Genomic DNA, 23,930 nt, shown 5'->3' with positions numbered 1-23,930 from the left:
TCTGATAAGCAGCTTCAGAGGGATAGTTATTTAATTAAAAATCGTAAAAATCAGGTTTTTATTGCTTTAAAGTTATCCCTTTGTGTTAATTGAGGAAAAAGGGGCAACTTTGAGAGGTTTTTTGCAATTGTTCAACGCATTTGTTGAGGAAAGAGCAGAATGATAAATGGAGCGTCGCAACGGAAGTTTTATAGTAGCAATGACGCAGGTAACACAATAAAAAAGATTCTAAAGACAGAATGTTTCGGTTAAGAGCAATATCTATATTCCTGTACCTGTTGATGATTGCCTCAATTAGTCATGCCCAATTGACTAATATCTGGTATTTCGGCGAGCAGGCAGGCATAAGTTTTAATCCACAACCAGGAGGTTCTATTCCTTCAGTTTTGACTAATAGTGCAATGTCGGCCAATGAATGTGCTGCTACAATCTGCGATAATAACGGGCAAATACTTTTTTACTCAAATGGCGAAACGATCTACAATAAGAACCACCAGGTGATGCAGAATGGTTCAGGTTTACTTGGACATAGTTCCTCCTTCCAGGGTGTGGTCATAGTACCACAACCGGGAAATGACAGCATTTATTATGTTTTTACAGGCGATGCATTTGAAAGAAACTATGTAAATGGTTATCGCTATTCTATTGTAAATATTCGTCGAAACGCCGGGCTTGGAGAAGTAATATCAAAAAATAATTTACTTTATGCCCCCAGTACTGAAAGATTGACTGCTGCAAGACATGCTAATGGTATAGATGTTTGGGTTATCACCAATGATCTTAATTCAAATGTGTTCAGGGCATATCTTGTTAATTGCAGTGGTTTGCAAACAACACCTGTTATATCAACTATAGGTGAGGTTATGAATTTGAATATATATATGCCATTCGGTTCGCTAAAAGTAAGCCCGGATGGAAAGCAATTATGCCAGACTCACTTTCCGGATGATGATGACAATGTTGGTGAGAACTTTTTTCAGTTGTTTGATTTTAACAACAGCACAGGCGTATTATCTAATTCAAAAAAGATAGCGGTGCAAGGCTCAAAATATTTTGCATGTGAATATTCACCGGATTCAAGACTTCTTTACTTAACCAAAGCATATACAACCACCATTGACCAGGTAGAGCCTAAACTTACAACAGAGGCTTTAATAGCAGCCTCCAGGGTATCTATTCCAGCACTTGGTGCACTTTATGGGATACAAATAGCACCTGATAATAAAATTTATGTAGCCAGGCAGACTACAGGCCTGAGTGTGATCACTGAACCTAATGTAAAAGGAATGGGGTGCAATTTTGAAGCTAATAAAATTTCTCTCAGCACCTTTGCCGGATTAAACCTTCCAACTTACATTAATGATATTGCTTTTAATTCAGCTATTCAGTATTCTATTGCTGATAGTTGTGCCGGGAGTGTACAATTCCAGGTAGCAACCAGTCTTAGCGGCACACTAAATTACAATTGGGATTTTGGTGATGGACAAACTTCAATATTGCAAAATCCAGTTCATACTTTTCCTGCCAATAATGAATATTATACGGTAAAAGTAAAAGTCACTTCATTGTCCGGTTGCGGGACATTTGAGAGAAGCACATTGGTATTTGCAGGTGGTATTGTTGCAAATGCCGGTTATAGTTTTGTAAGCCGGTGTGATTCGGGCTATGTAAGGTTTATAAACGAATCATCAATGATACCTGCGGGGGATGTACAGTACATCTGGGATTTTGGGGATGGTGTAACTTCAACAGACAGAGATCCCATACATACATTCCCTGGTTCAGGAATATATAATGTAAAGCTTAAATTAAAAACCACTACCTCTTGTCTTGATGATTCATTAACCCAGCAACTCGATCTGCAGTTACTGGATATTACAGCATCGGCTGATCAGGTAATTGATATCGGCCAAACTGTTCAACTGAATGTAACAGGTGGCGGCACACAATTTCAATGGACGCCACCTCAATGGCTGAATGATCCTGTTGTTGCCAACCCGGTTTCAACGCCACAGGATGATATAAGGTATGTAGTAAGAGCAACGAATGCTTCTGGCTGTTTTGATACTGACACTGTATTTATAAAAGTGAGGCCTGTTGACAGTATTTATGTGCCAAATGGTTTTACTCCAAACAATGATGGATTGAATGATGATTTCAAACCCATCATGGGTATCCGGTTTACATTAGAAAGTTTCTTTGTTTTCAACCGTTGGGGGCAACAGGTGTTTTTTACTAAACAAAAAGATCTGGGTTGGAAGGGAAAATTTGGTGGCATAGAACAAAGTGCCGGTGTTTATGTTTGGTATTTGACGGCTAAGGACAGGGCTGGCAACCCGGTTAAGATGCAAGGAACGGTAATGTTAGTACGGTAGAATTATTTGTCAGAAGTTAACCCAGCAAATAAATATTCCTTATTAAGTCTTGCAATGTTATCAATTGAGATTTCTTTCGGGCAAACTGCTTCACAAGCTTCTGTATTCGTGCAACCACCAAATCCTTCTTTATCCATCTGTGCAACCATATTGAATGCCCTGGATTTTCTTTCGGGATCACCCTGTGGCAATAAGGCAAGATGAGTGACTTTTGCAGAAACAAAAAGCATAGCAGAAGAATTTTTACAAGCAGCTACGCAAGCACCGCAACCAATACATGCAGCCGCAGCAAAAGATGCATCGGCTTTATCTTTATCAATAGGAAGAGCATTCGCATCAACTGCATTACCCGTATTTACAGAAATAAAACCACCGGCTTGTATGATCCTGTCAAATGCAGTTCTATCAACCATCAGATCTTTTATTACCGGAAATGCATTGGCTCGCCATGGTTCTACAACAATTGTTTCCCCGTCCTGGAAAGCTCTCATGTGAAGTTGACAAGTTGTAGTTGCATGCCAGGGGCCATGCGGCCTGCCATTAATATACATTGAGCAAGTACCGCAAATACCTTCGCGGCAATCATGATCAAATGCGATCGGTTCTTTACCGTTGCTAATTAATTCTTCATTCAAAACATCAAACATTTCCAGGAAAGACATTTCAGTAGAAATATTCTTTGCTTCATAAGTTTCAAAACTTCCTGCAGTTTGACTGTTTTTCTGCTTCCAGACTTTCAGTTTCAAATTAATGGTCTTATGTTCCATTGTTAAAGTGCTAAATTGTTATCGTTTATTTGTAACTCCGCTTACTCGGTTTCGCCACTTCGAAATTCAATTCTTCTTTATGCAGCTCCCATTGATTTTCTCCTTTGAATTCCCATGAGGATACATAAGAAAATTCTTCATCTTTTCTATCTGCTTCCCCTTCTGATGTTTGGCTTTCTTCCCTGAAATGACCACCACAGCTTTCATTTCTGTTTAATGCATCCAAACACATCAGTTCACCCAGCTCAATGAAATCTGCCACACGACCCGCTTTGTCTAATTCAGGATTCATTTCATTTATCTCACCAGGTATTCTTACATCACTCCAGAATTCTTTTTTCAATTGTTGTATTTCTGCGATCGCTTGCTTCAATCCTTCAGCATTTCTTGCCATGCCACATTTATCCCACATTATTTTCCCCAGGCGTTTATGAAAACTCTCGACAGTTTGCTTGCCTTTAATATTCATTAATTGGTTGATGCGGTCAGAAATGCCCTTTTCTGCTTCTGCAAAAGCAGGATGATCAGTTGGAATTGCTTTTGTTCTTATTTCATCAGACAAATAATTACCCATTGTATAAGGAATAACAAAGTAACCATCCGCTAATCCCTGCATCAAAGCAGATGCACCTAAACGATTAGCTCCGTGATCAGAGAAATTTGCTTCCCCTAAACAATACAAACCGGGAACAGTTGTCATCAATTCATAATCTACCCACAAACCGCCCATTGTATAATGCACAGCAGGATATATCCGCATCGGTATTTCATATGGATTTTCACCAGTGATCTTTTCATACATGTCAAAGAGGTTACCATATTTCTCTTTCACCACATCCTTTCCTAATTTAATGACAGTTGCCGCATCTGCATTTTCCAAACCTTGTTTTCCTACTTCAATATGTCCATATCTTTCAATCGCATCAGCATAATCCAGGTAAACAGCCTGCTTCGATGTACCTACTCCATAGCCAGCATCACATCTTTCTTTAGCTGCTCTCGATGCCACATCTCTTGGCACCAAATTTCCAAATGCGGGGTATCTTCTTTCTAAATAATAATCTCTTTCTTCTTCTGGTATATCATTTGGCTTACGATTATCGCCTTGTTTTTTCGGTACCCAAATACGTCCATCGTTTCTTAATGATTCGCTCATCAATGTCAATTTACTCTGATGATCGCCTGTAACAGGAATACAGGTTGGATGTATCTGTGTAAAACAAGGATTGCCAAACCATGCACCTTTTTTATGTGCTTTCCATATAGCAGTTACATTACAACCCATTGCATTTGTACTGAGATAAAAAACATTTCCATAACCACCTGTGCAAAGCAATACTGAATGTCCAAAAAATCTTTCTAATTTACCTGTCACCAAATTGCGACAAATAATTCCTCTTGTCTTACCATCAATTGTCACGATATCTAACATCTCATGACGGCTATACATTTTTACATTGCCCAATGCAACTTGTCTTTCCAGTGCCTGGTAGGCACCGATCAATAACTGCTGACCAGTTTGTCCTGCAGCATAAAAAGTTCTTTGTACTTGTGTTCCTCCAAATGAACGGTTACTTAATAAACCACCATACTCTCTTGCAAATGGCACACCCTGTGCCACACATTGATCAATAATATTTGTACTCACTTCAGCCAGACGATGGACATTCGCTTCTCTTGCACGATAGTCGCCGCCTTTTATTGTATCATAAAATAAACGGAACACACTGTCGCCATCATTCTGATAATTCTTTGCTGCATTGATACCGCCTTGTGCAGCGATGCTATGTGCACGACGTGGTGAATCCTGGAAACAAAATGCTTTTACTGAGTAGCCTAATTCTCCCAATGCCGCAGCTGCAGATGCACCGGCCAACCCGGTCCCAACGATTATTACTTCGAGTTTACGTTTGTTCGCCGGGTTCACAAGTTTACAGTGACCTTTGTAATGAGTCCATTTGTCATCTAAAGGAACTCCTTGTGGAATTTTTGCGTCAAGCATATATGAGTTTATCTTTTTATTCCATCAGGATCCACTCTGGCGGAGGTTGATGGATTATTTATTTTATGTTACAAACTTCTATACTACTATTTTCACTTCCCAACCCATCCTAACTTAAATGCCAGTGGCATCAATGCGAAAATCAAAGGCACTATTATTGAGAATCCGATACCAACAGCATTTAATAATGATAAATATCTTTTATTATGCACACCCAATGTTCTGAATGCACTTTGAAAACCATGCGCAAGATGCCATGCAAGAGAAATGCATCCCACCACATAAATTATTACAACCCACCATTCGCTGAATGTTGCCTGCATTAATGCAAACATATTATGTGATTCTCTTGCATTGCTTAACATAACCGGGTCTAATCCTGCATGAGTAAACCGTGAAGGAATCCAGAAATGCCACCAATGCAGAATTAAAAACAGGAATAATAATGTTCCGAGCAAACCCATTGAACGGCTGTACCATTTACTACCACGATTACCCAGATTTACTTCATAACCCTTTGCTCTTTTGCTGCGGTTTTGAAACTCAATCATAAAACCCTGGATAATATGCACGAAAAACCCGAGGAACAAAACAATTTCCATTAAACGGATCGCAACAGTACGCCCCATATAATCGGCAGCACGATTAAACATATCACCATTGTCTTCAGGAACTATCGCATCTTTAAACACACAGGCATTCACACCCATATGTACTACAAGAAAAGTAATAAGAAACAAACCTGTAAGGCTCATTACTATTTTCTTTCCTATTGAAGAAGTAAATATTTGCGACCAATTCATAAGCTAATTTTAAGAGAGGTAGTCTGCCGTGCAGATCTCTTACCCAAATATAACATTGGAACATTAAACTGCCACAAATAATTTAAGAAAAACTCATGCGTTTAATCTCAATGAAAGTTCGTTATCTATTTTTTTAAACAGGTGAAATGGCTTATACACTCGCCATTCCGGCAGCTCAATTAATTCAATCATCCGGTTGAGTTTTGCCTTTTTAAAATCATGTTGGGTTTGTTCAGGCATATTCAGACAAACGATCCAGCCGTTGTTATCATTTATCTCTTCATACCATTCCTCATAGTAATCCTTATCCCCGCTATGAAAATTGAGTACATTCTCAGCAATGAAAATAAATTTAATGATGCCGTGTGATTCGAAAACATCGATCACTTCCCGCTTAAGGGTCATGATGTCGTTTTCAATTGCATCATTCCACTCGCCGATCAATTCAATTACAGCATACTTTTCATCATAATCAGCGATCAGTACTTTTAAATATAAAGTCTTGCTGCCAAATTCATCCCATTGCGGATGAATATAATAGTTGTAAACAGTTTGTGAGAATTCAAACTCAGAATAAGTTTGTCCATAGAAAGGAGAAAGTTTGTCTTCCTCACTTATATAAATGTGACGCCAATTATAATATGGTTCAATATCGTGCATAGGGTTTTATTATAGCCGATTTGTTGATTAGCAAGTTACCTACCTGCAGTCTTCGCTTCTACCGCTTTTTTTACACCTCCGAATTTTAATAACAATTCTTTCGCTTCACCGTAATCAGTGAGTTTTAATTTTTCCATCAGCATTTTAGTGCCACGATCAACCAGCTTCTCATTTGTTAGTTGCATATTCACCATCTTGTTGTCTTCTACCCTGCCCAGTTGTATCATTAGCGCTGTGGAGATCATATTTAGCACCAGCTTTTGCGAAGTGCCGCTTTTCATTCTTGTGCTACCGGTAACAAATTCAGGTCCTACTTCTACTTCCACCGGGAAATCGGCAACAACGGCCAGGGGCGAACCGGGATTATTTGTTATGCTGCCGGTTAATATCCCCGATTCTTTACATTTTTCCAATGCACCAATTACATAGGGTGTAGTGCCGCTTGCAGCAATGCCAATTACAAAATCTTTTTCATTCACATTGCTCTTTTGTAAATCTTTCCATCCTTCTTCTTTATCATCTTCTGCATATTCAACTGCGTTGGTTATAGCTTTTTCTCCACCTGCAATAATTGCCACAACCAAACCATAAGGTACTCCGTAAGTTGGCGGACATTCGCTGGCATCTACCACACCCAAACGACCACTTGTGCCGGCACCAATATAAAAGAGACGGCCACCACTGAGCATTTTATCAGCTGCCGCTTCTACCAGCTTTTCAATTTGCGGAATAGCTTTTTCAACAGCATTTGGTACAGTTTGATCTTCTTTATTGATACTGCTGAGTAATTCATGTACCGGCATTTGCTCAAGATTGCGGTACTGGCTCGCCTGCTCTGTAATTTTATTAAATGAATCCATACTATTTGTGATATTCCGTTAATCCCTCCATGGGGTTCCTTAAGACCCTGCCCAATTCAAAACCATAACTTGTGCAAAGTTCCTGTAATACATCTTTGAAACCAAATGCAACTCCACCCACAAAATGCACAGGCGTTTTCCAAACCTCGTTAAACTTAACGAGGTGGGCAAAGAAAAAATCATTTATACCATCTTCGATAATGTTTTCAATCATATAATGGCCGCGATTTTCCGCAAGAAATAATGCGAAAGAAGCAAGATAGCGGTTCGGTAATGGCTTTTTATATACATTCTCCAATATCTCCACTTTATTGGTTACGAACTTTGCATCAAATCTTGCTTTCAGGTCTTCATCAAATGTATTGTAGAGGTAGTATTGAATAACTTTTCTTCCCAAATATGCCCCACTACCCTCGTCACCTAAAACGTAACCCAGTCCTGTACTTGTTTTGGCAATCGTTTTACCATTATAATAAGTGACCCCGGAACCCGTACCTAAAATACAAGCTAAGCCTTTTGACTTAAGACATAAAGCTCTTGCTGCAGCCATCAGGTCGTGACTCACTGTTATTTTTTTGGTGTTGATTACAGACTGAATTGCTTTTTTAACCAGTAAAGCATTTTTAGGATTGGCGCAGCCGGTTCCATAATAATGAACTTCATCAATTTTTACATTCCTGATTTTTGGCAGTAATTCTTTTTTAAGTAATTCAACGATCTGCTGCTGATTGAGAAAATAGGGACTGATCCCCTGTGTAAAAACAGTTTTCTTTTTATTATTATTCACAAGACACCACTCTGCTTTTGTTGCCCCGCTATCAGCTATCAGTTTAACCACGTTATAAATGATTTCTAAAATTGATGAATGAATCCAGGTTTAACTTCAAATCCGTTATTTTGCATTCAATTTACAAAGAAACAGTAACGATGCGGAATAAAAAATTACAGGTTTGGCTTCCACTGATCTTTTCACTGGTGATGATTGTCGGAATGTACTTCGGATATCAGTTGGGAGGCAAAAACGGAAATAAAAAGTTTTTTGCCAGTAGCAAAAAAAACTCCATACAAGAAGCATTGGATCGTATAAAAAGAAGTTATGTAGATAGTGTGAATATTGATTCGCTATCTATCGGGGCTATTGAGGAGATGATGAGTAAATTAGATCCGCATTCAGTATATTTTCCTGCTACGGAACTTAACGAAGCCAACGAAGACCTCGCTGGAAATTTTGAAGGCATCGGTGTAGAGTTTAATGTTTTCAGCGACACCGTTAATATTATTTATGTAATACCTAAAAGCCCGGCTGAACAATCAGGATTGAAAGTAGGCGATAAGATAATACGGGTGGATGATTCATTGATTGCCGGAAGGGAGCAAAGTAATATTGATGTAAGAAAACTGATAAAAGGAAAAAGCGGTACATCGCTACAATTACAAATCTTTCGGGATAAGCAATTACAAAAATTGGATGTAACAAGAGGCTCAATACCTGTATCGGCCATTGATGCTGCTTACATGATTGATAAAACAACGGGTTATATACGTTTAAATAAGTTTTCCAAAAATGCCTACCGTGAGTTTATGCAAAACCTGGAACAAATGACAGGTGATGGAATGAAAAAACTCATTTTCGATTTACGGGGTAATGGTGGCGGTTTTATGGAAGCTGCAACAAATATTGCTGATGAATTTTTATCGGATGGCAAACTGATCGTTTATACGGAAGGCCTGCACTCACCCAAAGATGAATATAAATCCAAAAGGCCAGGCATGTTTGAAGATACCAGCAATAAATTAGTTGTATTGGTTGATGAACTTTCTGCAAGTGCCAGCGAAGTATTAGCAGGTGCTGTTCAGGATTGGTGCCGGGGAAAAATAATTGGCCGACGCAGTTTTGGAAAGGGTTTGGTACAGTTGCAATATGATTTAAGTGATGGTTCAGCGATGCGGTTGACTGTTGCCAGGTATTATACACCAAAAGGCAGAAGCATTCAGCGTTCGTATGAAAACGGAAAAAAAGTTTATATAGATGAAATATGGGAACGTTTTTCGGAGACCGATTCGCTGCATAATGTTGAAGAAATAAAATATTCTAATGGCAAAGCATTTAAAACCGATTGTGGAGGCACAGTATATGGTGGCGGTGGTATTATGCCGGATTTTTTTATTCCGCATGACTCAACACAGTTTGATTTTGCAACAAGAAGATTATTTGAAATAGGTAGTATCAATAAATTTGTTTACCTGTTTTACTTAAGAAACAGGGAAAGTATTGACAAGTATAAATCAGCAGCTGAATTCAATCAGCAATTTTTTGTTACAGAAACAATCTGGAAAACATTTGAAGATTTTGCTAAAACAGATTCTGTTAGCATTAGCTCAATTCCTGCTAAAGACAAATCCTTTCTACAATTAAGATTAAAAGCACAACTTGCCCGTTTAAAATGGAGAAGCACCGGGTATTACCAGGTGCTTAACACTGAAGATGATATTTTCAGGAAAGGGTTAGAAGTAGTAAGTAAGTGATGGCTGAGATATCAATCATTGCCGTTCTTATCATACCAATATTTCTTTTCGATCAGGTAAGATATCACAAGTCCTAAACCGCCGCCGATACCAATAAGGCTGAAATAAAGTGCCGGAACATTTTCATGATGATAATATCTGCCTCCGCCACCACCACCGCCGATGGCAAACGTATCTATCATATATGCAGTAAATAATCCGATACCTGCTCCTAATAACAATAAGCCAACTTTTAAAGTTCTGAAAGGCGCCGGACGATTTATTTTATCCTTTGGATTCATGCCTTTCTCTACCATGGCCAGGTTTTCTTTTGTTTTTAAATAGTAAATACCAAAGATCATTGCAAATCCACCTGCAAACATTGTAATTGGTATGAGTGCTTCTCCGCCGTCCATAATTTTAAATTTTAAGTTTTTTTAAATGGGTTTTGATATATGACTGCTTATTTCGGTTTGAGGTTACAGCCTCTTTTTTCTCGTTTAAGCGGTTCTATCCAATATGACTACGTCTTAAATGACCCGGTTACAGGTATATGAAATATTTTTTTACTGGCAGGCGGTAACCTGTTGTACCTTAATGCAGTCTTATTCATATCCATGCACACCGGAGCCACAGAAAATGAGATAATAAAACAGGTTCTCGGCGGTGACCATCAGGCATTTGCAGCCTTGGTCAACCGTTACCAGAATTATGTGTATACGCTGATATTACGTATGGTAAAGAGCCGTGAGGATGCCGAGGAAGTAGCTCAGGATGTATTTGTAAAAGCATACAGGTCTTTAAAAGATTTCAGGGGTGAATCAAAATTCAGCACATGGTTGTACACGATTGCAAATACCTCCAGCATTACTTTTTTAAGGAAGAAAAAGTTGGATATTCAGTCGCTGGACAATGAAAGCACTTTTGAACTGGCCGATAGTGTGGATTCTGGTTTCAGAGCTAACCTGGTGGAACAAAAGTCAAAACAGTCGATGGTGAACAGCGCTATTGCCATGCTGAGCCCTGAAGATGCAGAAGTAATAACTTTGTTTTACAAAAATGAACAAAGCCTGCAGGAGATAGCACAGATATTGAAGCTGGAAGCGAATACGGTAAAAGTGAGATTGCATCGTGCAAGAACAAGATTGAAAGAAAAAATGGAAACTTATTTTTTAGAAGAGGTAAAAGATATTTATTAAACCAGATTACCATGAAAGAGCAACATGATATAGAGCAGCAATTATGGGAGTACATTGATGGTATATCTTCCACTGAAGAAAAATCAGCTATTGAAAAATTGCTGGAGACCAACCTTGAATGGAAAAATAAATACCATGAATTATTGCAGGTAAGCCAATTACTCAAGTCATCAGAATTGGAACATCCTTCTATGCGATTTACTCAAAATGTAATGGACACGATCGCCAAATACCATATTGCACCCGCAACCAAACAATATATTAATAACCGCATTGTCTGGGGTATCGGTATTTTCTTTCTTACTATGATTGTGGGATTTATTGTTTACGGATTTAGCCAGGTGGATTGGGAATCCGGCGAAGCTGGGAAAAATAGCCTCGGTGTTGATTTTTCAAAAGTGGAAATAAGCAAATTCTTCAATAATAATTGGGTGAATGGATTTATGATGGTAAATATTGTTATAGGCCTGGCATTGCTTGATAGAGTTCTTGCTAACAAAAGAAAACAATTCAGGAATAAGCAGTCAGTATAGTCATATTGATCTTACAGGTCAATCAAGAGTCTTATATTTTACTTTCTGACTCATTTGACATTCACGCTGAAGACTTTCCTTCTTAAAATCTTACCTTCGCAGTGAAAGAAACTGCGATATGGATATTAAAAACAACATTCTAGAAACAATAGGAAATACCCCGCTGATCCGTTTAAATAAGATCACTAAAGATTTTCCCTGCACTGTGCTTGCCAAAGTTGATTATTTCAATCCCGGCAATTCAATTAAAGATCGTATGGCACTAAAGATGGTGGAAGTAGCCGAACAGGAAGGCAAACTCAAGCCTGGCGGAACAATTATTGAAGGCACATCTGGTAATACAGGTATGGGGCTTGCGTTGGCAGCCGTTGTAAAAGGATATAAATGCATTTTCGTTACTACAGATAAACAATCAAAAGAAAAAGCTGATATACTAAAAGCTGTAGGCGCAGAGGTAATTGTTTGCCCTACTAATGTTTTGCCAGAAGATCCTAAGAGCTATTACAGCGTTGCCAAAAGGTTAGCCAATGAAATTCCGAATTCATATCACATGAACCAGTACGATAATCTTGCAAACAGGTTAGCACATTATGAATCTACAGGACCAGAAATATGGAAACAAACTGATGGGAAGATCACACATCTTGTATGTACTGCAGGTACAGGAGGAACAATTGTAGGTACAGCAAAATATTTAAAAGAACAAAATCCGAATATCCAGGTTTGGGCTATTGATGTGTATGGTTCATTACTTACAAAATATTTTCGCACAGGTGAAGTTGATATGAATGAAGTTCACCCTTATATCAGCGAAGGTTTTGGGGAGGACTTTGTTCCGGGAAATTATGATATGAGTGTGATCGATCATTTTGAACAGGTAACAGATAAGGACGGTGCTATTATGGCCCGTCGTTTAGCAAAAGAGGAAGGTATGTTTTGCGGATACAGCGCCGGTAGTTGCATAACAGGTTTGATGCAGTTAAAAAGCCGTTTAAAAAAGGATGATCTCGTCGTTTGTATTTTTCATGATCATGGTAGCCGGTATGTTGCTAAAATTTATAATGATCAGTGGATGATAGAACGTGGTTTCCTGGATGTAAAAACATTCAGGGATATTATCAGTGCAAGAGGTTCAAAAAAATTAATTACTGTAAATCCTACGCAAACCGTATCTGAAGCTGTGGATATGATGAAGAAATATGACATCGAACACATACCTGTAATGAATGGAAATGGTGTGATTGGCGCTATTAGTGAAAGTGGTTTATTTCAAAAAGTCTTCAATAATCCCGAAATAAAGAATTCCTCAGTCGAATCCGTGTTGGAACCCGCCTACCCCATGGTTGATTTTGAAACCCCTGTGGAAAGACTCAGCACATTAATAAATAAGGAGAACGGAGCCGTACTTTCAAAGGACGATGGCGGTAATTTACATATTGTGACCAAATATGATGTAATTCAAGCACTTGGAAAATAAGAAAGTAGTGGTGATTAGACTATTTACATTCGTATTATTACTAATATCCAGTAAAAACTGTAGTAAAAATATCGGCTATAATTGCTCTTGTGTTAAATGAATCGCAAATCTATTTTTGTTTTGCAATTGACACAATAAATGTCGAAAGCGAATCCTGAAAAACCCAAATCCTAAGTCCAAGAAAAAACTAATTCCTGTTGAAAACCGTTCTTTAAAATCCGAGAATCCGACGAAAAACCAAAAAACCTTATTCTAAGAAGCCAAACAAGTCCTATTGAAAATTTTTACTTAAAATCCAAAGTCCTGAGGAACCGTCCATTCCTGAACCGCCGTCCAAGATCCTTGAAAAAAATCTAAAATCCAAAACCCTCCTGCTAACCTGAGAAGTTTAGCAGGGGGAACGGTGGTCTCCCTTCAAATTCAATTTTTACTTTCATTCCTTGTTTCCTTTTATTTGCTCGTTGAGCTTACTTAATTCTACTTAAATCAAGATAAGCCGAGTTTGCTGCATGGCAATATCAAGCCTTACTATACTAATGCATCTGTAACTTGAGCATATACTCACTCCAGTAGCTTACGAATACCCGTTAAAGCTTTTTATCAACTTCTTTCAATCTCTTATCTTCGCCGGAAAGGAAATAGATTCTATATGAAAAAATATCAACCCGGAGTTTTGTTTGGTAAAGAATTACTTGCTTTATTAAATGATGCCAAGGAAAACCAATTTGCGTTGCCAGCCGTAAACACCATCGGCACTAATACCATAAACGCAACATTGGAAACAGCAGCAAAAGTCAATTCACCTGTTATCATCCAGTTTTCAAATGGCGGTGCCCAGTTTATTGCTGGTAAAGGAATGCCAAATGATAAACTACAGGGAAATATTTACGGAGCTATTTCAGGTGCGCTGCATATTCATAATGTAGCTAAACATTATGGCGTGCCTGTAGTGTTGCATACAGATCATGCTGCAAAAAAATGGTTGCCCTGGATAAGCGGGTTGATAGATGCAGGCGAACAATATTTTAAAGAAAAAGGTCAACCCCTTTTTAGTAGTCATATGCTTGATTTAAGTGAAGAGCCAATTGAAGAGAACATTCACACCTCGGTTGAATTTTTTAAAAGAATGCAGCCGCTTGGTATGGGTATTGAAATTGAACTCGGTGTAACAGGTGGTGAAGAAGATGGCGTAGATAATAGTGATGTAGAAAATGATAAACTCTACACCCAGCCGGCTCACGTTGAATATGCATATAAAGAATTAAGCAAGGTTGGAAACATGTTTACTGTTGCAGCAGCTTTCGGAAACGTGCATGGAGTGTACAAACCAGGTAATGTGCAACTACGTCCTGAAATATTGAACAACTCTCAGAAACATATTGAAAAAGTTTTAGGTACGGCTCCTAAACCTGTTTATTTTGTTTTCCATGGCGGCAGCGGCTCACCACAAAGCCAGATACGTGAAGCAATTAGTTACGGAGCTATCAAAATGAATATTGACACCGATCTGCAGTGGGCTTTCTGGGAAGGCATTTTAAATAATTATAAAAAGAGTGAAGGTTACCTGCAGGGACAGCTTGGAAATCCTGAAGGCGATGATAAACCCAATAAAAAATATTATGATCCCCGTGTATGGTTGAGAAAAGGTGAAGAATCTTTTATAAAGCGATTGGAAGTTGCTTTCGAAGATTTGAATTGCATCAACAGAAATGCATAAACAAAAACCCCCTCAGTTGAGGGGATTTTTGTTTAAATGAGGAATAAGCTGTTTATTTATAGCAACAGATTAAAACCCTAACGATATGCCAGCCATCTCCCCGCTTGAATCATTTTTGCAATGGGAAAAAAAGATACCCAATGAAGTTTTATTTCGTCAACCTATCAGTGGCCAATGGAAAACATGGACATGGGCACAGGCCGGTAATGAAATAAGAAGAATTGCTTCAGGCTTGAGATCGCTGAACCTTCCTGAACAAAGTCATATCGCAATACTTTCAAAAAATTGTGCACAATGGATAATAAGTGACCTCGCCATTATGATGTGCGGATATATTTCCATTCCCATCTACCCTAGCCTTTCTGCACATTCAATTGAACCAATACTGGTGCATAGCGAAGCAAAAGCAATCATATTAGGCAAGCTTGATGATTATGCAGGTCAAAAAGAAGGGATACCGGCAAACATTATTAAAATAAGTGTTGAGTCCTATGGCTTGCATGAAAAATATTCATTGGAGAAATTTATAGCTGAACAACAACCCATGAATGATTTTCATGATTGGCAGCAGGGTGATCTGCTTACTATAATTTATACATCAGGTACTACAGGCATGGCAAAAGGAGTAATGCATAGTGTGGAAGCATTTTATGAAACTCTTCATAATGTTATTCCATTTGTTGGGTTGAGCGGACGGCCTGTTTTATTTTCTTATTTACCGCTCAGTCATATTGCAGAAAGGTTGGCCGTTGAAATGTATGGACTTTATTACGGCGGCACTATTTCATTTGCAGAAAGCATAGAGTCATTCCCGGCCAATGTTGCAGATACACAACCCACCTTATTTTTTGCAGTACCCCGCATCTGGGGAAAATTAAGAGAAGGGGTATTAAAAAAATTGCCACAAAAAAAACTGAACCTGCTTTTATCCATTCCTCTCATTTCAGGGATCATTAAAAAAAGCATCCGTAAAAAATTAGGACTTGCAAATGCACGACAGATAGTAAGTTCATCAGCTCCCATATCAGTTGAGATACTTAAGTGGTTTCATAAGATCGGCGTACCGGTAGTTCAGGCATATGGAATGACGGAAGACTGCGTATATGCCCATTTTGAAACACCCCAGAGTTTTTGCTTTGGTAGTGTTGGCAAACCTGTGCAAGGACTCAAAACAAAATTTGCTGAAGATGGAGAACTGAGAGTAAAAAGTGTAGGCAATATGAAAGGTTATTATAAAGAACCAGAATTAACAGCACAGGCTTTTGATGAAGAAGGTTATTTAAAGACTGGTGATATTGGTGAGTATAATAAGGATGGGTTCTTATTCATTACTGGCAGGGTAAAGGATCAGTTCAAAACAGATAAAGGAAAATATATTTCACCAGCACCTATTGAAACAAAACTGTTATCAAACCCGGATATCGAATCTGCCTGTGTAGTAGGTACAGGTATTCCCCAACCAATCGGACTTATTTCATTATCAGAAACCGGAATGAAAAAAGATAAACAACTCCTCAGCACTGAGCTCGAACAATTATGTGCTGAAATAAATAAAACGCTGGAAGCATATGAAAAGCTGGAAAAAATTGTGGTAATGAAAGAAAATTGGACTGTTGCGAATAAACTACTAACTCCTACATTGAAAGTAAAAAGAAATGAAATTGAAAAAATTTACGTGCCCAACTACCCGAAATGGTTTGCCGAAAAGCAAAAAATAGTATGGTTAGATTGAATCACAATTTCTTTTGAAAAACATACGGTTGTGAGGTAACCCATTTTAAAACTATTTCTATTTTTTTCATTCAATTGCTTTTTCAGAAAGCTCTATTGTCGTATATTTGCACCATCAAATCAAGCACCTGCTTCAGATAGTACCCGAAGATATCTTCACTGATTAATTCACTACTGACAGAAATTAACGATTCTTGACCCATATGGGAGGCCATTGTATTGATTAACCTTTAAACGATAGAAAAATGAAGACAGAAAAACAGAGAGTCATGAATCCTGATGAAAAAATCCAAACCCCTGAAACACTTGCAGCAAATTTGGAACAGGATATTAAAGATGGAAAAGCAAAACTTTTCAGCGCTGCCGAAATGTGGAATTTGAGAAAAAATTTCCGTTCAGCATCTGATTGGAGAAAAAGCTGGAACTAATCCGGAAAATCATCATACGAGTTTTGAAACAAAGTGTAAGTCCCCGAATGGGGACTTTTTTTATTATCGTTTTTGTATGTTTAAATTATGTTTATCTTTTCTGAGGCAACTATATAAAAGAACAAAACGATTTATACCTAAAATATAACAATGAAAAAGGCTTTAGTTATCATTCTATTCGGCTTAATAATATTTTTGTCATGCAGTAAGGATAATGGAGGAAGCGGCGGTGGCGGAGGTGGTGGCACAACGGTAAATTGTGCAACCGTTACTAATAAAGCATTTAATGCTGACATACTTCCAATTCTTCTTTCTACTTGTGCAACTAGTACAACTTGTCATGCAACAGGAAGTACCAACGGCCCCGGTCCACTTACTAATCATGCCCAGGCTTCTGCAAATGGTGCAGCTATAAAATCAGCTATACAAAGCGGTAGAATGCCACAAACGGGTTCATTAACAACAGGGCAAAAAAATTCAATTAGTTGCTGGGTTGATAGTGGGGCACCGAATAATTAATAAAGCCGATTAGCAAATTTGCGATTTTGAAAATGTGCGAATGATGTGAAGTTGCTTCAAATATGCTGAATAGAACTACAGGATGTACAAGAGTGCGACGCAACCACAGTTTACTAGTAGCAAGTGAGCTAAGTACATAAAAATCAGCCCGAAATTTTTAAATCTCACAATCCCTATATTTGTAGCCTAACTTTTGGCTATGGCAAAACAATTTGAAGACTTTGATGTAAACCTGGCGGGTGAAGAAGGTAAATCAGAGGAAACAAAGAGTAGTTGGTTTAAACGCATTAAGAAAGGAATCCAGACTAAAACTTCTGAGAAAAAAGAAACTCCTGAAGGACTCTGGACAAAATGTCCTGAATGTAATTTCATCTGCACCATGAATGATCTGCGGGAACAATTATTTGTTTGCCCGAAATGCAATTACCATCACCGTATTGGCAGCAGCGAATACTACGATCTGATTTTTGATGATAAGCAATACACCGAGCTGTTTGAAAATATCCGTAGCAAGGATTTTCTGGGTTTTACCGATCTGAAACCTTATAAAAAAAGACTGGAAGATATCTGGAAAAACAGTAACCTGAAAGATTCGATGCGGGTAGCAACAGGAAAAGTTGGTGGTAATGATATTGTGATTGCCTGTATGGATTTTGAATTCATTGGCGGAAGCCTGGGCAGCGTAATGGGAGAAAAATTTTCAAGAGCTGTCGATTATGCAATTGAACACCGGATGGCCTATATGGTGATCAGTAAAAGTGGAGGTGCCAGGATGATGGAATCTGCTTTTTCACTGATGCAATTGGCAAAGACTTCTGGCAAACTTTCACAATTAAGTGATGCAAAGCTTCCTTATATATCGATGCTGACTGACCCGACTTTTGGAGGTATTTCTGCATCTTTTGGTATGCTGGGAGATTTAAATATTGCTGAGCCCGGAGCGTTGATCGGTTTTGCCGGCCCGAGAGTTATTAAAGAAACTATTAAAAAAGATCTGCCTGAAGGTTTTCAAAGAAGTGAATTCATTTTAGATCATGGCTTTCTTGATTTCATTGTTCAGCGGAAAGACGTAAGAGATAAGCTCTCGGTGCTGCTGAAGCTATTTAAAAATTAATCTTATAAAATATTTTTAAAATGTAAGAGGTAAATTTGCCTCTTATTTTTTTACCTGCATGGAAATAAAAAACCGATCAGCCTATTTTGAATACTTCATAGATAATAAATATGATGCTGGGATGGTTTTGCTTGGCACAGAAGTAAAAAGCTTAAGGGCCGGCCGTGCTAGTTTTAATGACAGTTATTGCTTGATTCACAAAGGTGAGATCTGGTTAAAAAGTTTTCATATTGCAGAATACTCACATGGAACTGTGAATAATCATGATCCGCTACGTGACAGGAAACTGCTGTTACAAAAAAGAGAAATAAAAAAGATTGAAACCAAACTGAAAGAAAAAGGATATACCCTCATCCCGCTTCGTATATTTTTCAATGAAAAAAACCTCTTTAAAATTGAGATCGGCCTTGCCAAAGGAAAGAAACTACACGATAAACGTGAATCCATCAAGAAAAAGGAGACTGACAGGGAAATAAAACGGTTATTGAAGTAATTTCATCTCATCCATCACGTTATAGCATTATTCTTGCATAACAAACAGCCATGTTAAAACTATTTCTATCCTTATTATTGCTTATTTCCCTACAATCAGGTGCACAGTCAGTATTTGGATACTGGTATGGCTATGCGAATGCTAAAACAAACACCTCTACTAATAATTATTTGGTTGAGCTGGTGCTGAACCCCGAAAAAGGTTATGTAAGCGGCGTGCTGAATTATTATTTCAGAAATAGCTATCGTAGTATGAAAGTAAACGGTAACTATGATGCTAAAACAAGAACGCTTAGTTTGTATAATATTCCCATGACTTATCATGGCTCTACTTCAAAATTGGAGATTGACTGCATGATGAATATGCGGGCAATATTAAGAGCATCGCAATCAGGTTCAAATCTTATTGGCTCATTTACAAGCTTACCTCAATACAAGTATACATGTACAGAATTGAATTTTAATCTGACGATGAATGCGGATGTCAGTAAGAAAGATTCGGTGTTGGCTGCTATCAGGAACTTTAAAGAAACAAACCAGCTTTGGCAGCCATCATTTACTGATACATTGCCGGCGGTTGTTGTGGTACCGCATAACGTAGTGAACTATGTAATGAATAATGAAATGCCTATGCGCAAAAATGAAGTGGTGCAGGAGCTTGAAGTAGAATCTGATTCAATAGAAGTTGATTTTTATGATAACGGAGAAATTGACGGTGATTCTATTGCAGTATTTTTTAATAAGCAATTAGTGGCTTATCACCTGAAATTATCAAGCCGCTCAGTTCATTTTCATTTTGCGTTGGACAAAACTTTAGAAACAAATGAACTGATCATGTTTGCTGAGAACCTGGGAGGTATTCCACCCAATACAGCATTAATGGTATTAGATGACGGAAAGAAACAATATCAGATCCGATTATCAAGTAGCCTTGAGAAAAATGCATCAATTAAGATCAAGAGAAAGCCTCAGAAATAAAAATGCTCAACTAGAATTGAGCATTAAAAATTTTAGTTGAATAATTCGGCCTGTTGTCCTCCCTTCTGTTTCACCCATTCCATTTCCACACTCTTGCTGTAATCCAATAATCTTGTACCAACAGTTCTCCATCCACTGATCTCAGCAATTTTTGCGATCTTCAATTTACCTTTTCTCACTTGTGCTCCCCTGCCCTGCTGAACGGATAATACTGGCTCTTCATCTGTACTAACTGCGGCAACATAATTCCCTTCGCCTTCTTTGATGAACATGAATTTATTCCGGAGTGTCGTCGTTTCAATTTTAAAACGCTTAGCCATGAATTGCTTCTTATCCATATCAGCATATACCGCAGTAATTGTTTTCTCCGGATTGAATTTTTCGATCAGCAAAACTTTCTCCGCATCGAATTTCTGTGAGAGTTCCTGGTCAGTGATCATATAATTGCCATCATTCATTGCCACGAGTATTTTATCATCAGGTTCATATGTACCTATAAACCTTCCTTTCTCTTCGGTACTCAATCTTCCAAACTGATCATCATACCATAGTTTTTTACCGGCAATGGTAGAAACACCAGCCTCTTTCAGTTTCACTCCATCTGATTTGATCGGGTATTTAGTTACAGTGATCCCTTTACTGCTACGGCCCGTGATCTCCAACTCACTGAAATTGTATTCGAATTCTTTTTTATGTGCCTTACAACCCGGAGTGAGTACAATTTTTATAATTTCTGCTTCTGCATTTGGATTTATACTGAGGTAATGCACTTTGCTTCTTTCATGATCATTCGCCAGGAAGTATTCCTTATCACGGGTAACACCGGTTACATTAAAACGTTTTGCAAAACTCTTACCGGTTTTACCATCCATATATATCATATTGTAAGTGGTCCGTTCATCATTTTTTTGAAAAACGGCAGCATGCATGATGTCTTTACCGATATAAGACTTATCAGCCACTTTTACCACTTTCATAATTCCCTGCTTGGTAAAGACAATCAGATCATCCATATCCGAGCAATCCAAAACGAACTCATCTTTTTTGAGCGATGTACCGATGAACCCATCTTCGCGGTTCACATAAATTTTAGTATTGATAATAGCAACATGCTTTGTTTGGATCACTTCAAATTGTTTGATCTCTGTTTTGCGTTCCCGGTCTTTACCATACTTCTTCAACAGATTTTCGAAATAGTTTACGGCAAAATCTACCAGGTTGGCCAGATCATGTTTTACCGCTTTAATATCGGCTTCTAATCCTTTGATATGGTCATTCAGTTCATCGATATCAAGTTTATAGATACGACGTACTGGTTTTTCAGTAAGCTTAATTATATCTTCTCTTGTAATTTCTCTTTTTAATTGTTTCTTGAATGGTTTAAATGCATCGTCAATTGCTTCCAACACTTTATCCCATGTAGCATGCTTTTTTTCCAGCTCTTTATAAATCTTTTCTTCAAAGAAGATCTTTTCTAGTGAAGTATAATGCCATTTTTCCTGCAACTCACTCAACTTGATCTTTAATTCCTGCTGCAGCAAATCTTTAGTATGGTCAGTTGAAATTCGTAACAACTCAGTCACGGTAAGGAACTGCGGTTTCTGTGCAACGATCACACAAGCATTTGGAGAAATAGAAATTTCACAGTCGGTGAATTTATACAGTGCATCAATTGTAATGTCTGGCGAAATTCCCGGTGCCAGGTCAACCTGTATCTCTACATCAGCAGCCGTATTATCTGTTACTTTTTTGATTTTAATTTTTCCCTGGTCGTTTGCCTTTACAATACTATCCATCACTTGTGTGGTAGTAACTCCATACGGAACACTACGGATAGCCAGCGTTTTCTTATCCAACTCTTCAATATGTGCCCTCACTTTTACTTTACCACCGCGTTTACCCTGGTTATATTCATCCACATCTATCTGCCCGCCGGTTTGAAAATCGGGATACAATTCAAAACGCTTACCACGTAAATGTTTTATAGATGCTTCGATCAATTCACAGAAATTATGAGGAAGAATTTTTGTTGAAAGACCAACCGCAATTCCATCTGCGCCTTGTGCAAGCAGCAAAGGAAACTTCATCGGCAATGTCACCGGTTCATTCTTTCTTCCATCATAGCTTAATTGCCACTCGGTTATTTTAGCATTAAAAGCAACTTCAAGTGCAAACTTGCTCAATCGTCCTTCGATATAACGCGGAGCTGCGGCTTCATCACCTGTTCTTACATCACCCCAGTTACCCTGTGTTTCTATCATCAGGTCTTTCTGCCCGATATTCACCAGCGCATCACCAATGCTTGCATCACCATGCGGATGATATTGCATAGTTTGCCCGATCACATTTGCTACTTTATTAAAACGTCCGTCATCCATTTCCTTCATCGCATGAAGGATGCGGCGCTGTACAGGTTTTAATCCATCCTCAATCGCCGGAACAGCTCTTTCTAGTATTACATAGGATGCATAATCCAAAAACCATGTTTTATACTGGCCGTGCAATCCGGTATCATTGTTTTCAATCTCTTTCAGTTTATTTTTTGCTGCACTCATTTTTTATTGTTTTCCTATTATTCCTAAATGTGTGTATTTAAATCCTTCAGATGTTTTAAGGCCATAACCCATCATCCTGTCCATTGAAGAATGACCGAACAAGACAATTCCCACCAATTGCAATAACAGGTTGGGCATAAGCAATCCAGCCATAAAAATTACAACGGCCACTGCTTTATGATGAAATAAATTATAACAGGCAGCGCCTACATTATTTCCTGCCAGGTAACCTAACATACTTATATCTGGCCCGAGAACCAGCAATGCAAACCACCACCATTCTGCCTGTAAGGAATACAATCCATAAATGCTGAGAGCAAACATGGCTGCTTCTTCCAGTTTGAGAATATTTTTCATACTAATTGGTTTCAACTTCCGATGAAACTGCTTCTGCAGAAACAGCACCTGCCTTTCTCACATCAAAATCTTTCCATCCTTTTTCAATTTCACCTGTTGCTTCAATCTTTCCATCGGCAATCAGTTGCTTCATACGCCACATGATATACACATCGCCTGTTTTTATCTTCATCCGATGTAATGTATTTGTCAATACCCTTGTTGCTTTCTGCCACTCAGGAGTAATGTTCTTTAAAATCTCTCCATCATAAAAACTAACTTCTTTGCCGGCTATTTTTTTCCCACCTTCAAGTATTCTTACTGCAGCGTTTTCATCTATCAATTTTTTCCACTCATCCGGATCCACTTCAAATTCACTCAATGTAATAGGTCTTGACAATTTTTTTGCTTTCACAATTTCCTTTGGCAATACATCATGCACTTTCAATGGGTAAAATATCTGTCCTTTATCATTGATGAAAGGAAGATTATTCAGGTATACGATCATCAGCCTCCCCTGGTATTTTCTTAGTTGTGGCATCAGCCAGAAGTAACCAGTTACATCATGTTGGTTCTGCCCCATCCATATCCATGCTTCCTGTGTTTCATCTGCATCTAATGCTGTCATCAGTTGCTTCATTGTTTCCCGATCATCAAAACTTCCAACCAATTTTTCACCATAAGGTGAATTTTTTAACAACTCTCTCCACCAATCCTCTCTTGCTTTCCAGCCTTCGTCAGTATCCAGCCCGTTAAGCGGACCAACTCCCAGGTCATCTTTGATCTGAAAAATTTCACCTTTCAATGTTTCGTCGAGTTCTATTGCCTGCTGCAATACATCAACATCTGATTCTTGAAAAACTACATGTATCATAACCT

At 38.2% G+C, this 23,930-nt stretch carries 22 protein-coding genes; 12 read left to right on the top strand and 10 right to left on the bottom strand.

What is annotated here, in order from left to right; all coding sequences use genetic code 11:
- Window positions 1-239: 239 nt before the first annotated feature.
- Complete coding sequence (locus E6H07_14805; protein TMI62679.1) at window positions 240-2,375, top strand: PKD domain-containing protein; 2,136 nt, start codon at window positions 240-242, stop codon at window positions 2,373-2,375.
- 2 nt (window positions 2,376-2,377) lie between these two features.
- On the opposite strand, the gene E6H07_14800 is transcribed toward E6H07_14805, so the two are convergent.
- From E6H07_14800 to E6H07_14775, 6 genes are all read right to left on the bottom strand, one after another.
- Window positions 2,378-3,142: a succinate dehydrogenase/fumarate reductase iron-sulfur subunit gene (locus tag E6H07_14800; GenBank protein TMI62678.1), complete on the bottom strand. Its 765-nt coding sequence runs from the start codon at window positions 3,140-3,142 to the stop codon at window positions 2,378-2,380.
- A 25-nt stretch (window positions 3,143-3,167) separates the two neighbouring features.
- Window positions 3,168-5,144: a fumarate reductase/succinate dehydrogenase flavoprotein subunit gene (locus E6H07_14795; GenBank protein TMI62677.1), complete on the bottom strand. Its 1,977-nt coding sequence runs from the start codon at window positions 5,142-5,144 to the stop codon at window positions 3,168-3,170.
- Window positions 5,145-5,236: 92 nt separating this feature from the next.
- Window positions 5,237-5,947, bottom strand: a complete 711-nt coding sequence (locus E6H07_14790) for a succinate dehydrogenase cytochrome b subunit (protein ID TMI62676.1) — start codon at window positions 5,945-5,947, stop codon at window positions 5,237-5,239.
- A gap of 93 nt (window positions 5,948-6,040) precedes the next feature.
- Window positions 6,041-6,607: a hypothetical protein gene (locus E6H07_14785; GenBank protein ID TMI62675.1), complete on the bottom strand. Its 567-nt coding sequence runs from the start codon at window positions 6,605-6,607 to the stop codon at window positions 6,041-6,043.
- Window positions 6,608-6,642: 35 nt separating this feature from the next.
- Complete coding sequence (murQ, locus tag E6H07_14780; GenBank protein ID TMI62674.1) at window positions 6,643-7,467, bottom strand: N-acetylmuramic acid 6-phosphate etherase; 825 nt, start codon at window positions 7,465-7,467, stop codon at window positions 6,643-6,645.
- Between the two features lies 1 nt (window position 7,468).
- Window positions 7,469-8,305: an N-acetylglucosamine kinase gene (locus tag E6H07_14775; protein TMI62673.1), complete on the bottom strand. Its 837-nt coding sequence runs from the start codon at window positions 8,303-8,305 to the stop codon at window positions 7,469-7,471.
- An 89-nt stretch (window positions 8,306-8,394) separates the two neighbouring features.
- Here E6H07_14775 and E6H07_14770 point away from each other — a divergent pair, with 89 nt between their 5' ends.
- Window positions 8,395-9,993, top strand: coding sequence for a S41 family peptidase (locus E6H07_14770; protein TMI63079.1), 1,599 nt, complete (start codon window positions 8,395-8,397; stop codon window positions 9,991-9,993).
- Between the two features lie 11 nt (window positions 9,994-10,004).
- On the opposite strand, the gene E6H07_14765 is transcribed toward E6H07_14770, so the two are convergent.
- Entirely contained in the window at window positions 10,005-10,388 is a 384-nt protein-coding gene (locus E6H07_14765; GenBank protein ID TMI62672.1) for a hypothetical protein, read from the bottom strand.
- A 201-nt stretch (window positions 10,389-10,589) separates the two neighbouring features.
- On the opposite strand from E6H07_14765, the gene E6H07_14760 reads away from it, so the two are divergent.
- The 10 genes from E6H07_14760 (at window position 10,590) to E6H07_14715 (ending at window position 20,160) form a co-directional block, all read left to right on the top strand.
- Window positions 10,590-11,171, top strand: coding sequence for a sigma-70 family RNA polymerase sigma factor (locus E6H07_14760; protein TMI62671.1), 582 nt, complete (start codon window positions 10,590-10,592; stop codon window positions 11,169-11,171).
- Window positions 11,172-11,182: 11 nt separating this feature from the next.
- Window positions 11,183-11,704, top strand: coding sequence for a hypothetical protein (locus E6H07_14755; GenBank protein TMI62670.1), 522 nt, complete (start codon window positions 11,183-11,185; stop codon window positions 11,702-11,704).
- Window positions 11,705-11,822: 118 nt separating this feature from the next.
- A complete protein-coding gene (locus E6H07_14750) occupies window positions 11,823-13,181 on the top strand; it encodes a pyridoxal-phosphate dependent enzyme (GenBank protein TMI62669.1) in 1,359 nt (452 codons plus the stop codon).
- Between the two features lie 649 nt (window positions 13,182-13,830).
- Window positions 13,831-14,898: a class II fructose-bisphosphate aldolase gene (gene fbaA, locus E6H07_14745; GenBank protein TMI62668.1), complete on the top strand. Its 1,068-nt coding sequence runs from the start codon at window positions 13,831-13,833 to the stop codon at window positions 14,896-14,898.
- Window positions 14,899-14,983: 85 nt separating this feature from the next.
- Window positions 14,984-16,630 (top strand): hypothetical protein, encoded by a 1,647-nt coding sequence (locus tag E6H07_14740; GenBank protein ID TMI62667.1) that lies wholly within the window; start codon window positions 14,984-14,986, stop codon window positions 16,628-16,630.
- 244 nt (window positions 16,631-16,874) lie between these two features.
- Window positions 16,875-17,057 (top strand): hypothetical protein, encoded by a 183-nt coding sequence (locus E6H07_14735; GenBank protein TMI62666.1) that lies wholly within the window; start codon window positions 16,875-16,877, stop codon window positions 17,055-17,057.
- Between the two features lie 150 nt (window positions 17,058-17,207).
- Entirely contained in the window at window positions 17,208-17,576 is a 369-nt protein-coding gene (locus E6H07_14730) for a hypothetical protein (protein TMI62665.1), read from the top strand.
- A gap of 199 nt (window positions 17,577-17,775) precedes the next feature.
- The gene (locus tag E6H07_14725; GenBank protein TMI62664.1) at window positions 17,776-18,690 is read left to right on the top strand and encodes an acetyl-CoA carboxylase carboxyltransferase subunit beta; all 915 of its coding nucleotides are present in this window, start codon (window positions 17,776-17,778) and stop codon (window positions 18,688-18,690) included.
- A gap of 58 nt (window positions 18,691-18,748) precedes the next feature.
- On the top strand, window positions 18,749-19,183 hold the full coding sequence (smpB, locus tag E6H07_14720) for an SsrA-binding protein SmpB (GenBank protein ID TMI62663.1): 435 nt from the start codon (window positions 18,749-18,751) through the stop codon (window positions 19,181-19,183).
- A 50-nt stretch (window positions 19,184-19,233) separates the two neighbouring features.
- Window positions 19,234-20,160: a hypothetical protein gene (locus tag E6H07_14715; GenBank protein ID TMI62662.1), complete on the top strand. Its 927-nt coding sequence runs from the start codon at window positions 19,234-19,236 to the stop codon at window positions 20,158-20,160.
- Between the two features lie 32 nt (window positions 20,161-20,192).
- Here E6H07_14715 and E6H07_14710 read toward each other — a convergent pair whose 3' ends face one another.
- The 3 genes from E6H07_14710 to E6H07_14700 are packed head-to-tail and all read right to left on the bottom strand — an operon-like array spanning window position 20,193 to window position 23,925.
- Complete coding sequence (locus E6H07_14710) at window positions 20,193-22,715, bottom strand: DNA gyrase/topoisomerase IV subunit A (GenBank protein ID TMI62661.1); 2,523 nt, start codon at window positions 22,713-22,715, stop codon at window positions 20,193-20,195.
- A 3-nt stretch (window positions 22,716-22,718) separates the two neighbouring features.
- Complete coding sequence (locus E6H07_14705) at window positions 22,719-23,072, bottom strand: DUF4260 family protein (GenBank protein TMI62660.1); 354 nt, start codon at window positions 23,070-23,072, stop codon at window positions 22,719-22,721.
- A gap of 1 nt (window position 23,073) precedes the next feature.
- Window positions 23,074-23,925, bottom strand: a complete 852-nt coding sequence (locus E6H07_14700; protein ID TMI62659.1) for a DUF1835 domain-containing protein — start codon at window positions 23,923-23,925, stop codon at window positions 23,074-23,076.
- Between the last annotated feature and the right edge of the window lie 5 nt (window positions 23,926-23,930).

It is taken from the genome of Bacteroidota bacterium (genome assembly GCA_005882315.1).
In the GTDB taxonomy this organism is placed as follows: domain Bacteria; phylum Bacteroidota; class Bacteroidia; order Chitinophagales; family Chitinophagaceae; genus VBAR01.
Note: the sequence above shows the minus strand (reverse complement) of the source record. Positions and strands in the feature narration are given on the sequence as shown.

Bases quoted from the DNA above. Each gene is read 5' to 3' on its own strand.
- E6H07_14805 (TMI62679.1), top strand. From the start codon at position 240: ATGTTTCGGTTAAGAGCAATATCTATATTCCTGTACCTGTTGATGATT.
- E6H07_14800 (TMI62678.1), bottom strand. From the start codon at position 3,142: ATGGAACATAAGACCATTAATTTGAAACTGAAAGTCTGGAAGCAGAAA.
- E6H07_14795 (TMI62677.1), bottom strand. From the start codon at position 5,144: ATGCTTGACGCAAAAATTCCACAAGGAGTTCCTTTAGATGACAAATGG.
- E6H07_14790 (TMI62676.1), bottom strand. From the start codon at position 5,947: ATGAATTGGTCGCAAATATTTACTTCTTCAATAGGAAAGAAAATAGTA.
- E6H07_14785 (TMI62675.1), bottom strand. From the start codon at position 6,607: ATGCACGATATTGAACCATATTATAATTGGCGTCACATTTATATAAGT.
- murQ (TMI62674.1), bottom strand. From the start codon at position 7,467: ATGGATTCATTTAATAAAATTACAGAGCAGGCGAGCCAGTACCGCAAT.
- E6H07_14770 (TMI63079.1), top strand. From the start codon at position 8,395: ATGCGGAATAAAAAATTACAGGTTTGGCTTCCACTGATCTTTTCACTG.
- E6H07_14765 (TMI62672.1), bottom strand. From the start codon at position 10,388: ATGGACGGCGGAGAAGCACTCATACCAATTACAATGTTTGCAGGTGGA.
- E6H07_14760 (TMI62671.1), top strand. From the start codon at position 10,590: ATGCACACCGGAGCCACAGAAAATGAGATAATAAAACAGGTTCTCGGC.
- E6H07_14755 (TMI62670.1), top strand. From the start codon at position 11,183: ATGAAAGAGCAACATGATATAGAGCAGCAATTATGGGAGTACATTGAT.
- E6H07_14750 (TMI62669.1), top strand. From the start codon at position 11,823: ATGGATATTAAAAACAACATTCTAGAAACAATAGGAAATACCCCGCTG.
- fbaA (TMI62668.1), top strand. From the start codon at position 13,831: ATGAAAAAATATCAACCCGGAGTTTTGTTTGGTAAAGAATTACTTGCT.
- E6H07_14740 (TMI62667.1), top strand. From the start codon at position 14,984: ATGCCAGCCATCTCCCCGCTTGAATCATTTTTGCAATGGGAAAAAAAG.
- E6H07_14735 (TMI62666.1), top strand. From the start codon at position 16,875: ATGAAGACAGAAAAACAGAGAGTCATGAATCCTGATGAAAAAATCCAA.
- E6H07_14730 (TMI62665.1), top strand. From the start codon at position 17,208: ATGAAAAAGGCTTTAGTTATCATTCTATTCGGCTTAATAATATTTTTG.
- E6H07_14725 (TMI62664.1), top strand. From the start codon at position 17,776: ATGGCAAAACAATTTGAAGACTTTGATGTAAACCTGGCGGGTGAAGAA.
- smpB (TMI62663.1), top strand. From the start codon at position 18,749: ATGGAAATAAAAAACCGATCAGCCTATTTTGAATACTTCATAGATAAT.
- E6H07_14715 (TMI62662.1), top strand. From the start codon at position 19,234: ATGTTAAAACTATTTCTATCCTTATTATTGCTTATTTCCCTACAATCA.
- E6H07_14710 (TMI62661.1), bottom strand. From the start codon at position 22,715: ATGAGTGCAGCAAAAAATAAACTGAAAGAGATTGAAAACAATGATACC.
- E6H07_14705 (TMI62660.1), bottom strand. From the start codon at position 23,072: ATGAAAAATATTCTCAAACTGGAAGAAGCAGCCATGTTTGCTCTCAGC.
- E6H07_14700 (TMI62659.1), bottom strand. From the start codon at position 23,925: ATGATACATGTAGTTTTTCAAGAATCAGATGTTGATGTATTGCAGCAG.